The organism is Pseudomonas sp. 05N431 (assembly GCF_056397005.1).
Genome location: NZ_JBFTMN010000001.1, coordinates 235,045 through 248,090 on the forward strand (window position 1 = coordinate 235,045; position 13,046 = coordinate 248,090).

Here is a 13,046-nt window from a genome sequence, read left to right on the forward strand (position 1 = left end):
CTCCGTGCTTCAGTTCAACATCAACCCTGCGGCCGTAACATCAACACCGCCAACGGCGGCAGATTCAGTACCAGCGACAAGGGCTGGCCGTGGCTGCCCTCCTCTTCGGTCATCACACCGCCGCCGTTGCCATAGTTGGAGCCTGCATAGATGCCCGCATCGCTGTTGAACACTTCTTCCCAGCGTCCTGCGACTGGCACCCCAACCCGATAGGCGGCACGCGGCACCGGCGTGAAGTTCGCCACGACCAATACCGGCCGCCCTTCCTTGCTCCAGCGCAGCCAGGCGTAGACGCTGTTCATCGCGTCATCGCCGATCAGCCATTGGAAACCCTGCGGCACATCGTCCTGATCGTGCAGTGCTGGCTCGGTGCGGTACAGCTGGTTGAGGTCAGTCACCAGTTTCTGCACACCGCGGTGCTCCGGGTATTGCAGCAAGTACCAATCCAGTTGCTGATCGTGATTCCATTCACGCCACTGACCGAACTCACAGCCCATGAACAGCAGTTTTTTGCCCGGATGCCCCCACATGAAACTCAGGTAAGCGCGCAAGTTGGCGAACTTCTGCCAGCGATCGCCAGGCATCTTGTCGATCAGCGAATGCTTGCCGTGGACCACCTCGTCGTGGGAAATCGGCAGGATGAAGCGTTCGGACCAGGCGTAAACCAGACCAAAGCTCAGCTCGTTGTGGTGATGGGCGCGGTAGACCGGGTCCTGCTGAATGTAATGCAGCGAATCGTGCATCCAGCCCATGTTCCATTTGTAGTCGAACCCCAACCCGCCATGTTGCGTGCCCTGGCTGACCCCCGGCCAGGCCGTGGACTCCTCGGCGATCACCAGAGCACCGGGCGCTTCAAGGTCGATCACATCGTTGAGATGGCGGACAAAATCGATGGCTTCGAGGTTCTCCCGACCGCCATGACGATTGGGTACCCACTCGCCGGCCTTGCGTGAATAGTCGCGATACAGCATCGAGGCCACCGCATCGACCCGCAGCCCATCGACATGAAAGTGCTTGAGCCAGTGCAATGCCGACGCCAGCATGAAGCCATGCACTTCGGTACGTCCGAGGTTGTAAATCAGCGTGTCCCAGTCCTGGTGAAAACCTTCCAGCGGGTTGCCGTACTCGTACAGCGCGGTGCCGTCGAACTGCGCCAGGCCATGGGTATCGGTGGGAAAATGCGCCGGCACCCAATCGAGGATCACCCCGATGTCGGCCCGGTGGCAGGCGTTGACGAACGCGGCAAAGTCACTGGGCGAGCCGTAACGGGCGCTCGGGGCGAATTGCGATAACGGCTGATAACCCCAGGAACCACCGAACGGGTGCTCCATGATCGGCATCAGTTCGATATGGGTAAAACCGAGTTGCTGCACATAAGGGATCAGATGTTCGGCCAATTCGCCCCAAGTGTATTGGCGCGCCACTTCACCGACGTCATCCACTTCACACTGCCAGGAACCGGCATGCAGCTCATAGATCGACAGCGGCGCGCTCGGCCGGTGGCGTTCGCCGCGCGTCTGCATCCAGTCCTGATCCTGCCAATCGATATGCAACGGTGAGGCGACTTTCGAGGCCGTGTCCGGCGGTAGTTGTGTCGCCAGTGCCATCGGGTCAGCCTTGAGCGGCAGAATCCCGTGGGCACCGAGAATTTCGTACTTGTACGCCTCCCCCGCCTGCAAGCGCGGAACAAACAGCTCCCAGACGCCGGACGGATGACGCAACCGCATCGGGTGACGACGACCGTCCCATACGTTGAAATCGCCGACCACCGAGACCCGCCGGGCATTCGGCGCCCACACCGCAAAACGCACGCCGTCGACACCCTCGACGTTCTTCAATTGCGCCCCCAGACACGCACTGAGATCGCGGTGGTTGCCCTCGGCGAACAGATACAAATCCATCTCGCCCAGCAACGGACCGAAGCTGTAAGGGTCCTCTGCGGTTTGCTCGCCGCCAGCCCAACGGGTGCGCAACAGGTAAGCCTGTGCCCGGTCGAAATGCCCGACGAACAACCCCGGCACTTCGGTCGGGTGCAAGCTGCCGAGCACTTCACCGGAATCACGGGCGATCACCTGCACGCTCAAGGCGTCCGGCAGGTAAGCACGAATGAACTGACCGCCGGCCCCATCTGCATGAGGTCCAAGTATCGCAAAGGGATCCTGATGCTCGGCACGCACCAGCGCCTCGATGTCTCGCGCCGCCGGCAGCAGCGCTTCTTTCTTATGCCCCTGCTCCCTCAATGATGGCTCCGTCATGACTGCTCTCCACTCACATAGGAAAAGGGTTTGAGTCCACTCAACAACCCGTATAAACCGTGCAATGGCACGGGCAACCAGCTGGGACGATTTTCGGCTTCATACCCCACTTCATAGGCCGCCTTCTCCAGGCAGAACAACGCCAGTGCGGCGTCTTCGGCCGCTGGATCCTGCCATGCATGAGCAAGACTAGCCGTTGCTTGCCGATACGCCTGAACAAACGCTACCGGAGCCTCACGCAAATAACGTTCCGTCACCCGCTGACGTGCCGCCAGCGTCTGCGCGCTGCCATCAACCCCTTGCCCGTCCATGGCCATGGCCGCCGCATAATCGAACGAACGCAGCACACCGCTCACATCCTTGTACGGACTGTGCTTGCCCCTTCGCTCATGCAATGGCCGCGCCGGCTCACCCTCGAAATCGATCAGATAGGCATCGCCCTTGATCACCAGCACCTGACCCAGGTGCAAATCACCGTGAACACGCATCTGCAAACCGCCCACCGAAGTTTCCGCCAGCTCCTGAATGTGCTTGAGGATGGTTTTCTTCTGCTCCTGCAAACGCACCACCAACACCTGATCTCCCGGGCTCAGCCCGGACTGATGCTGCTTGAGCAACTGCAAGGCACGCTCCAGCTGCGCACCAATCGCTTTCGCCAATGCCTGCTGATCCTTGTGCGTGCTGACCCGCGAACCAAACGCCGGGTTGTCACCGGGCGCCGCCAATAGCTGGTGCATTTCCCCAAGCCGCTGACCGAGCATGCCAGCGAAATCTTTCAATTCGCCGAGTGCGTTGTAATGCTGTTCCTGCTCGGACATTGCCTCGGCCAACTCATCGCGAATCGCCCGCTCAAGGTTGTTCTGGGTCCATTCCCAGGCATCGCCCTGATTGCTCAGATACCCTTGGGCGATCATCAACAGCGTGTCTTCACCTTGCCGATCCCGGCGAATCACCGAGCCGAGCAGCGGTGAAATGTGCTTGAACCCGGCGGCGGTCAGGTAAGCGCCCATCTCCAGTTCCGGGTGTACGCCGCTGGCGACCTTGCGGATCAGCTTGAGTACCAGGCTGCCGCCAATCACTGCGGAACTGTTGGATTGCTCGGCCGACAGGTAGCGCACGTCGCAGTCCGCAGCCAGGCCGAGGTGCTCCAGCCCGGCGCTCGGCTCGAAACGGATTTCGCCGTCGCAGGTGGCCAGCACCGTGTGCGCCTGCATCGCCTGGATCACCGCACGAATGAAACTGTCGAGGCTGAATGCGTCCGTCACCAAGCCCACCTGCCGCCCGCGTCGCACTCGCGCCAACGCCAGCTGCTGTGGCAATGCAGTGCCCACCTGGTCTTCGGCGAGAAACCCGAACGGCAGCTGGTAACGACTGGTCTGACCGTCGCTGACCACCTCGATTTCGCTGAACAGCACCGGATGCAGCGGATCACCAAAACGCACGCCGTAAGCAATGTGCACCGTTTCGATACTGGAGTCCTTGCCGGCGAACCAACGCCGATTGTGCAACCAGCTTGGCAGCGCACTTTGCTCCAATATGGTGCGCGATGGTGCTTCGAGCAGCTCTTCCATGCGCTCTTTTAGCACCAGGGTGGTGAAGTCCGGCAGGCTTTGCGCAGGCTCGACGTGCCAGCTCGGCATCTGGTTTTCCGCCGCCAGCACAAACCAGTAAAAGCCGTACGGCGCCAGGGTCAGCAGAAAGTTGAGCTGGCCAATCGGCGGGAATGCATTGCCACCGAGCATTTCCACGGGAACCATGCCGGCGAAGACCGAGAGGTCCAGCTCGGCCGCCTGGGCACTGCGCGAGACGTTGGCTACGCACAGGATGATTTCGTGTTTACCGTCATCACCGGTGTATTCACGGGTATACGCAAGAATCCGTCGGTTGCTCGGCGAGAGCATTTTCAAGCTGCCTCGGCCAAAAGCCTTGGACTGTTTGCGGATCGCCAACATGCGCCGGGTCCAGTTCAGCAATGAATGCGGGTCGCCAGCCTGGGTTTCGACGTTCACCGACAGGTAACCGTAGAGCGGGTCCATGATAGGCGGCAGCACCAGGCTCGCCGGGTCGGCGCGGGAAAACCCGCCATTACGGTCGATCGACCATTGCATCGGCGTGCGTACGCCATCGCGGTCGCCGAGATAGATATTGTCCCCCATGCCGATTTCGTCGCCGTAGTACAACGTCGGCGTCCCGGGCATCGACAGCAGCAGGCTGTTGAGCAACTCGACGCGGCGCCGGTCACGCTCCATCAGCGGTGCCAGGCGTCGACGAATGCCGAGGTTGATCCGCGCGCGGCGGTCAGCCGCGTAGTAGTTCCACAGGTAATCGCGCTCCTTGTCGGTGACCATCTCCAGGGTCAGCTCATCATGGTTACGCAGGAAAATCGCCCATTGGCAGTTGGCTGGAATCTCCGGCGTCTGGCGCAGGATATCGGTGATCGGAAAACGGTCTTCCTGCGCCAGCGCCATGTACATGCGCGGCATCAGCGGAAAGTGGAAGGCCATGTGGCATTCGTCGCCGTTATCGCCATGAACATCACCGAAATACAACTGAGTGTCTTCCGGCCACTGGTTGGCTTCGGCCAGCAGCATGCGGTCCGGGTAATGGGCGTCAATCTCGGCGCGAATCCGCTTGAGCACATCATGGGTTTCGGGCAGGTTCTCGTTGTTGGTGCCGTCGCGCTCGATCAGGTAGGGAATCGCATCCAGGCGCAGGCCGTCGATGCCCAGGTCCAGCCAGTAGCGCATCACCGAGAGCACGGCTTTCATGACCTGCGGATTATCGAAGTTCAGGTCCGGTTGGTGCGAATAGAAGCGGTGCCAGAAGTACTGGCCGGCCACCGGATCCCAGGTCCAGTTGGACTTCTCGGTGTCGAGAAATATGATCCGCGTGCCGTCATACTTTTGATCGTCATCGGACCAGACATAAAAGTCCCGCGCCTTTGAGCCTGGTTTGGCCTTGCGCGCCCGTTGAAACCAGGGATGTTGATCGGAGGTATGGTTGATGACCAGCTCGGTGATCACCCGCAAGCCACGATTGTGGGCCTCGGCTATAAAACGTTTGGCGTCGGTGAGCGTTCCGTAGTCGCGGTGTACGCCACGGTACTCGGCAATATCATAACCATCATCGCGGCGTGGCGAGGGGTAAAACGGCAGCAACCAGATGGTATTGACGCCCAGATCGGCGATGTAATCCAGTTTGGCGATCAAACCAGGAAAGTCGCCGATTCCGTCGTTGTTGGAGTCAAAATAAGACTTTACGTGGACCTGATAAATCACCGCATCCTTGTACCAGAGCGGGTCATTGCTGAAGGTGGCTGACCTGGGTTTCTTCGCCATTGGAAACTCCTGAGTACAGTGAGGACCTGTGGGAGCGAGCTTGCTCGCGATGACGGCATGACATCCACCATCAATGCTGACTGAGCGGGCGCTATCGCGAGCAAGCTCGCTCCCACATGATTCGTGGGGGCGGCTAAACCGTAATCCGCCATATCCCGAACGGCTGGTTCCACGGCTCGATGCGCATCCACTGGGTCTTGCCGTGCCAGTCCCAGCGGTGGCCATTCATCAGGTCTTCACCCTGGGTCACCGCGTCGTCGGGTAAGCCCATCTCCCACAGCGGCAATTCGAAGTGCGCCTCCTGGGCGTTGAACGGGTCGAGGCTGACTGCAACCAGAATAAAATTACTGCCATCGGCCGTGCGTTTACCGAAGTACAGAATGTTGTCGTTCCACACGTTGTAGACCTGCAGACCCAAATGGCTGTGCAAGGCCGGGTTTTGCCGGCGAATGCGATTAAGCTGGGCGATCTCGGCGATGATGTTGCCCGGCGCAGTGAAGTCCCGGACACGGATTTCATACTTCTCGGAGTCGAGGTATTCCTCCTTGCCCGGCACTGGCGCCGACTCGCACAGTTCAAACCCCGAATACATGCCCCACAGGCCCGAGCCCATGGTCGCCAGCGCGGCCCGGATCAGAAACCCGGCGCGGCCCGACTCGTGGAGAAAGCCTGGATTGATGTCGGGGGTATTGACGAAAAAGTTGGGCCGGAAGCACTCTCGCCAGGGCGACTGGTTCAGCTCGGTGAGGTACGTCGCCAATTCGTGCTTGGTGTTACGCCAGGTGAAGTAGGTGTAGCTCTGGGAGTAACCGACCTTGCCCAGGCGCGCCATCATCGCCGGGGTGGTAAAGGCCTCGGCCAGGAAGATCACCTCGGGATACAACGCCCGTACATCACCGATCAGCCACTGCCAGAACGGCAAGGGTTTGGTGTGCGGATTGTCGACGCGGAAGATCTTCACGCCCTCCTCGACCCAGCCGACCACGATGTCCCGCAGCTCCAGCCACAGGCTGGGAATCGCCTCGCTGGCATAGAAGTCGACGTTGACGATGTCCTGGTATTTCTTCGGCGGGTTTTCGGCGTATTTGATGGTGCCGTCCGGCCGCCAGTTGAACCAGCCTGGATGCTGCTTCAGCCACGGATGGTCCTGCGAGCATTGAATCGCGAAATCCAGGGCGATCTCCAACCCGTGTGCGGCGGCGGCCTTGACCAGACGACGAAAATCCTCGCGACTGCCCAACTGAGGGTGAATCGCTTCATGCCCGCCTTCGACACCGCCAATGGCATACGGGCTACCGTGGTCATCAGGGCCGGCGGTCAGGGAATTGTTGGGACCTTTGCGATAGCTGCGACCAATCGGGTGGATCGGCGGGAAGTACAGCACGTCAAAGCCCATGTCCTGGATCATCGCCAGACGTGAATGCACATCGTTGAACGTACCGTGGCGATCGGGATCATCGGTGATCGAGCGCGGAAACAACTCATACCAACTGGCGAACTGCGCACGTTCGCGCTCGACGTCCAGTGGGTACTCCGGACTCAGGCTGAGGTAGGGACGCAGATCAGCCTCGGCCATCAACCGGGCACTGCGCGGGTGCAGAAACAGCGCGACTTGCTCGGTTTCAAGCAGTCCGGCCAGTTCATGGTGCAGCGCTGTAAGTTTCTCGCTCAACTGACCATCACTGCGCTCCGCCGCCTGCAGCACCTGGATGCGCCCTTCTTGCAGTTCCAGGCTGACCGGAACGCCCGCGACATGCTTTTTTTCCAGTTCATGACAGAAGCTGGCGAACTGATCGATCCAGGCCTCGATGCAAAACCGGTACTGCCCAGGCAGTGCGACGCTGAACTGACCTTTCCAGGCGTTATTGCCCAGATCGGTCATGACTTCGCTCTGCCAGATCGAGTCGGCCTCGGCACGCCAACGCACGCGCACCGCTAGCACGTCGTGACCGTCAGCAAAAACCTTGCTGGTCACCGTCACGGCCTGCCTTTCGATAGCCTTGGCCGCAAACTGGCCGCCATCGATCACAGGCTGGGTGCTCTCGATAATAATCCGCGGCAGCAGCAAGGCCTGCGACAGTGGCAGTTGCGGGTTGTACTGCAGCTCAGTCGGTTTTTCAGTCGTCATCGAGCCTCGCCCCTTACGCCCCATGGACGCTCCTGTGCTTGATCGTGTGTTGCTTGCATGACGCTACTTAGGTTCCGAGCGCCGGGCCTTGCTAAAAGTTCAGATCCTCACACTTTAGCCCCGCTCCATGACCGCTAATCGGTTACACAGAACGATGAGCAAAACCTGTGCCCTAACCTTTAGATCCCGCAGAAAAGGGTGACCCCCATGACCATGCGAATCGAAAACCAGGTCTGCTTCTTCATTACCGAGAATGGCGAAGAGATTCGCCTTGCTGCCGATGTAACCATCATCACCGACGCGGACAAAGCCATGTCGGCGGTGGACCTCGATGGCCAGCGCTTCTACATCACCGAAGCAGAAGCCGACGCATTAACCGTAGCAGGTGCCACCGATGGTCGTCGGCACCTGATGGTCACCTGCAGTGATTCGGTGATTTGACTGACGCAGATCAGAGATCGCCGCAGACGCCTGTGACAGACGCTGCCGCCGCGCCTGCCGGGGTGCATCAAGTTGTCGCAGGGGCGGATCAAGGACTCATCTGATCCGCTTTTTAATCCAATACCTGAGTCTGTTATGCAAACAGTTCAGTGGTCATAGTTCATCTGCCTGATGGAGGCTGATGAGCGAAAGACCATGAGCGATAGAATCCCCGTCCGATTAGTAGAGACATTCGAGCCTTCGCGTCCAAAGATGAAGGCCAAATCCAGCGACAACCAGATTCACACCCGCAGCTTCACCGGTTTGTTCCGCACCTTGCGCCTGAGCGGTGCGGGGTTTCTGTTCCTGGCGTTTTTCGGCACGGTGTGGCTGAACTGGGGCGGCCGGCAGGCGGTGCTCTGGGACTTGTCGGAAAGCAAATTCCACATCTTCGGCGCGACCTTCTGGCCGCAGGATTTCATCCTGCTCTCGGCGCTGCTGATCATCTGCGCCTTCGGCCTGTTCGCGATCACCGTGTTCGCCGGGCGAGTGTGGTGTGGCTACACCTGCCCGCAGAGTTCCTTCACCTGGCTGTTCATGTGGTGCGAAAAGGTCACCGAGGGCGAGCGCAACCAACGGATCAAGCTGCAAGCCGCCCCTTGGGGCCTGAACAAACTGCTGCGTCGTTCGGCCAAACACACGTTGTGGCTGGCCATCAGTGTGTTGACGGGGCTGACGTTTGTTGGCTACTTCACACCGATTCGCCCACTGGCCAATGAACTGCTGACCCTGCAAATGGGCGGCGTCAGTCTGTTCTGGGTGCTGTTCTTCACCGGCGCGACCTACATCAACGCCGGTTGGCTGCGTGAAGCGGTGTGCATGCACATGTGTCCGTATGCACGGTTCCAGAGCGTGATGTTCGACAAAGATACGCTGACCATCTCCTACGACGCCGCCCGTGGCGAAAGCCGTGGCCCACGCAAACGCGAGGTGAAACCTGCCGACGTCGGTCTGGGCGATTGCATCGACTGTCACCTGTGCGTGCAGGTCTGTCCGACCGGCATCGACATTCGCGACGGCTTGCAGATGGAGTGCATTGGCTGCGCGGCGTGTATCGATGCCTGCGATTCGATCATGGACAAAATGGGCTATGCCCGTGGCCTGATCAGCTACACCTCCGAGCATGAGTTGCAAGGTGGCAAGACCCACTTGCTCAGGCCTCGGTTGATCGGCTACACGGCGGTGCTGGTGGTGATGATCGGTGCACTGACGCTGGCGCTGATGGAGCGGTCGATGGTCTCGCTGGACGTCAGCAAGGACCGTGGCCTGTTTCGCGAAAACAGCCAGGGCCAGATTGAAAACATCTACAGCCTCAAAGTCATCAATAAAACCCAGCAGCGGCAGGACTATCGTTTGTCCCTGGTGGACGGCGACGGCTTCCAGTTGCAGGGCAAGACCGAGTTGAGCCTGGCGCCGGGAGAAATTGTTGATGTGCCTGTTTCAGTGGCCATGACCACCGACAAACCCAGCAGCAGCTCGCAGACGATCAGCTTCAAGATCACTGACAGCGATGAGCCTTCGGTGAACAGCGTGGCCAAGAGCCGGTTTGTTGCGCCGATGAATCGTTGAGCCTTTAGAATCCTTACCCTCACCCTAGCCCTCTCCCGGAGGGAGAGGGGACTGACCGAGGCGTCTGTTGATGTACTGCGACCTGAAATACCAAGTCGACTATGGATTCAATGCAAAACGTTCAGGTCGCAGCAAACTTTGAACATCCCCCAATCTGTCCCCTCTCCCTCCGGGAGAGGGCTAGGGTGAGGGGACGATCCCCCTGACACCCAACACAAACACCTGGCGACAAGGCCTTTCAATGAAACGCTACGAAAAATTCGCTGACGACATTGCTGAACTGATCCGCTCCGGGGTGCTCGGCCCTGGCCAGCGCGTCCCCTCGGTGCGTTACGCCAGCCAGACATACGGGGTCAGCCCCTCCACGGTGTTTCAGGCCTACTACTTGCTGGAACGTCGTGGCCTGATCCGCGCCCGGCCGCGCTCCGGCTACTTCGTCAACACCCACGCGCCGAGCCCGTTCTCGGAGCCGGTGATCAGCAGCCAGGTCAACGAGTCCACCGAAGTCGACGTGAGTGAACTGGTGTTCTCGGTCCTCGATTCGATCAAGGACCCGACCACCGTGCCCTTCGGCTCGGCCTTCCCGAGCCCGACGCTGTTTCCACTGCAACGCCTGTCACGCTCGCTGGCCAGTGCCGCCAGGGAAATGGACCCACGCATGGTGGTGACCGACATGTCGCCGGGCAATCCGCAATTGCGTCGGCAAATCGCCCTGCGCTACATGGTCGGCGGCCTGATGCTGCCCATGGAAGAACTGCTGATCACCAACGGCGCGCTCGAAGCGCTGAACCTGTGCCTGCAAGCGGTCACCGAACCCGGCGACCTGGTGGCTATTGAAGCGCCAGCGTTCTATGCCAGCCTGCAAGTGCTTGAGCGACTCAAACTCAAAGCGGTGGAAATTCCCGTGCACCCGCGCGACGGCATCGACCTCGGCGTGCTGGCGCAAACCCTTGAACGCCATCCGATCAAAGCCTGCTGGTGCATGACCAGTTTCCAGAACCCCATGGGCGCCACCATGCCCGAGGCCAAGAAACAGGAACTGGTGGAGTTGTTGCGCAGCCATCAAGTGCCGCTGATCGAGGACGATGTCTATGCCGAGCTCTATTACGGCCAGCAAGCGCCGAAACCAGCCAAAGCCTTCGACACCGAAGGGCTGGTGATGCACTGCGGTTCCTTCGCCAAGAGCCTCGCTCCCGGTTACCGCATCGGCTGGGTCGCCGCCGGGCGCTACGCGCAGAAAATCGAACGCCTGAAGCTGATGACCTCGCTCTGCGCCTCGATGCCGGCCCAGGCGGCGATTGCCGATTACCTGCAACACGGCGGCTACGACCGTCACCTGCGCAAACTGCGCTACGCCCTTGAAGAACAGCAAAGCGCCATGCTCGCAGCCATCGCCCGCTACTTCCCGACCCAGACCCGCGTCAGCCAACCGGCCGGCGGTTACTTCCTGTGGCTGGAGCTGCCAGCGCAAATGGATTCGTTGAAGCTGTTCCAGATGGCGTTGGCGCAAGGCATCAGCATCGCGCCAGGGCCGATCTTTTCACCGACCCAGCGTTTTCGAAATTGCATTCGTTTGAACTACGGTAGCCCGTGGACCGAGGATGCCGAAAAGGCCATGGAGACCTTGGGCAGGATTGTGCGGTCGTTTTGATCACCCAGCTATGGCGTGCACAGGCCCGCGCTTTGGCGCAGTGGACGTAAAAAAAACGCGACAGTTGCCTGTCGCGTTTTTTTGATCGCGCGCCGTTACACGGTCGGCAGGCTCGGCGCCAACACGGTTTGGCGTTTGCGCTGAATCAGGAAATACGCGCCGTAGCACAGCGCCATGAACCCAAAGCCCCAATACAGCGAAGGACGCTGGGTTTCATCCATGGCCAGGAACACGAACAGCGAGCAGCACAAGGCAATGCACAGGATTGGTAGCAGCGGGAACCACGGCGCACGGTATTTCAGGTCGCTGAGCTTGCCGCCATCGCGCAGATAAGCCTTGCGGAACTTGTACTGCGCCAGTGCGATAACGATCCAGGTCACGGTGCCGGACATCCCACTCACCGCCATCAGCACCATGAACAAGGTGTCGGCAGCGATGAAACTGGTCATCAGCGACACCAGCGCGAAGCACAAGGTGATGCTCAGCGCCCGCAATGGCACACCGCGTTTGCTCAACGGCGACAGACTTTTCGGCGCCATGCCGGTTTTCGACATCGCCCACAGAATCCGCGTCGAAGCGTACAGACCGGAGTTGCCGACCGACAGAATCGCCGTGAGGATCACGAAGTTCATTAAGTCGGCGGCGTAAGGAATGCCGACCATGTCGAACACTTGCACGAACGGGCTTTCCATCAAGCCGGCCTGCTGCCACGGCACGATGGCCGACAGCACCACAATCGCCAAGACGTAGAAGATCAGCACGCGAAATACCACGTTGCGCACCGCGCGCGGGATGCTTTTTTCTGGTTGATCGGTTTCGCCGGCAGCCACGCCCATGATCTCGCAACCCTGGAATGCATAGACCACGGTCATCATCACCGCGAACACTGCGGGCAAACCGTTGGGGAACAATGAGTCGCCGATCAGGTTGCTCATCATCGGCGCCGGAGCGCCGCTGGTCAGCGGGATTGCGCCGAAGATCACCAGAACACCGACCACGATGAAGCCGAGAATCGCTGCGACCTTGATCCCGGAGAACCAGTATTCCGCTTCACCGAAGGCGCGGGTCGCCAGAGCGTTCAGGCCGAACAAGACGACCACGAACAGCGCCGACCAGTACCAGATCGGTACAGTGGGAAACCAGCGCACCATCAACATGCCAGCCGCGGTGAACTCCAGGCCGACGGTGGACGCCCAGCTCATCCAGTACACCCAACCGATCATGAAGCCGGTGGCCGGCCCGATGAACTTGGTGGCGTGGGTCTGGAACGAACCGGACACCGGCATTTGTACCGACAATTCACCCAGGCAAACCATCACCAGGTACATCAGGAAACCGGCAACCAGATAGGCCAGAATCGCCCCCACCGGGCCGCCCTGGTTGATCGTCACGCCGGAGCCCATGAACAGCCCGGTGCCGATCACGCCGCCCAGCGAGAGCATGAATATGTGCCGGCTTTTCAGGGCGCGGGTCAGGTGTATGCCTTTGCGTTCGATAGATTCGCTCATGTCGGCACCTCAGTAGTCGGCGAGGTGCACGGCGGATGACAGGACGTCATGACGCTGGGAAGGATCAGCTTTACGGCAGTTCATTATTATTATCTCCAATAAGCTTCGAAGACCGCA

Annotated in this window: 7 protein-coding genes; 3 read left to right on the top strand and 4 right to left on the bottom strand. The window is 59.9% G+C overall.

Features of this window, described 5'->3' with window-relative positions; translation table 11 throughout:
* Window positions 1–20: 20 nt before the first annotated feature.
* The 3 genes from glgB to AC1DIG_RS01095 all read right to left on the bottom strand — a co-directional run bounded on the left by glgB (window position 21) and on the right by AC1DIG_RS01095 (window position 7,721).
* Complete coding sequence (gene glgB, locus AC1DIG_RS01085) at window positions 21–2,255, bottom strand: 1,4-alpha-glucan branching protein GlgB (protein WP_477765753.1); 2,235 nt, start codon at window positions 2,253–2,255, stop codon at window positions 21–23.
* Entirely contained in the window at window positions 2,252–5,593 is a 3,342-nt protein-coding gene (gene treS / locus AC1DIG_RS01090; RefSeq protein ID WP_477765754.1) for a maltose alpha-D-glucosyltransferase, read from the bottom strand. The genes glgB and treS overlap by 4 nt, the downstream gene beginning before the upstream one ends.
* Window positions 5,594–5,726: 133 nt before the next feature.
* Window positions 5,727–7,721, bottom strand: coding sequence for an alpha-1,4-glucan--maltose-1-phosphate maltosyltransferase (locus tag AC1DIG_RS01095; protein WP_477765755.1), 1,995 nt, complete (start codon window positions 7,719–7,721; stop codon window positions 5,727–5,729).
* Window positions 7,722–7,928: 207 nt separating this feature from the next.
* Here AC1DIG_RS01095 and AC1DIG_RS01100 point away from each other — a divergent pair, with 207 nt between their 5' ends.
* From AC1DIG_RS01100 to mapR, 3 genes are all read left to right on the top strand, one after another.
* Entirely contained in the window at window positions 7,929–8,162 is a 234-nt protein-coding gene (locus AC1DIG_RS01100) for a DUF3203 family protein (protein ID WP_477765756.1), read from the top strand.
* 195 nt (window positions 8,163–8,357) lie between these two features.
* Entirely contained in the window at window positions 8,358–9,770 is a 1,413-nt protein-coding gene (gene ccoG, locus AC1DIG_RS01105) for a cytochrome c oxidase accessory protein CcoG (RefSeq protein ID WP_477765757.1), read from the top strand.
* A 241-nt stretch (window positions 9,771–10,011) separates the two neighbouring features.
* Window positions 10,012–11,421: a GntR family transcriptional regulator MpaR gene (gene mapR, locus AC1DIG_RS01110; protein ID WP_477765758.1), complete on the top strand. Its 1,410-nt coding sequence runs from the start codon at window positions 10,012–10,014 to the stop codon at window positions 11,419–11,421.
* 95 nt (window positions 11,422–11,516) lie between these two features.
* On the opposite strand, the gene AC1DIG_RS01115 is transcribed toward mapR, so the two are convergent.
* Window positions 11,517–12,929: an amino acid permease gene (locus AC1DIG_RS01115; protein ID WP_477765759.1), complete on the bottom strand. Its 1,413-nt coding sequence runs from the start codon at window positions 12,927–12,929 to the stop codon at window positions 11,517–11,519.
* Window positions 12,930–13,046: the final 117 nt, after the last annotated feature.

Coding starts and splice junctions, on each gene's coding strand:
- glgB (WP_477765753.1), bottom strand. CDS start 2,255: ATGACGGAGCCATCATTGAGGGAGCAGGGGCATAAGAAAGAAGCGCTG.
- AC1DIG_RS01095 (WP_477765755.1), bottom strand. CDS start 7,721: ATGACGACTGAAAAACCGACTGAGCTGCAGTACAACCCGCAACTGCCA.
- AC1DIG_RS01115 (WP_477765759.1), bottom strand. CDS start 12,929: ATGAGCGAATCTATCGAACGCAAAGGCATACACCTGACCCGCGCCCTG.
- ccoG (WP_477765757.1), top strand. CDS start 8,358: ATGAGCGATAGAATCCCCGTCCGATTAGTAGAGACATTCGAGCCTTCG.
- treS (WP_477765754.1), bottom strand. CDS start 5,593: ATGGCGAAGAAACCCAGGTCAGCCACCTTCAGCAATGACCCGCTCTGG.
- mapR (WP_477765758.1), top strand. CDS start 10,012: ATGAAACGCTACGAAAAATTCGCTGACGACATTGCTGAACTGATCCGC.
- AC1DIG_RS01100 (WP_477765756.1), top strand. CDS start 7,929: ATGACCATGCGAATCGAAAACCAGGTCTGCTTCTTCATTACCGAGAAT.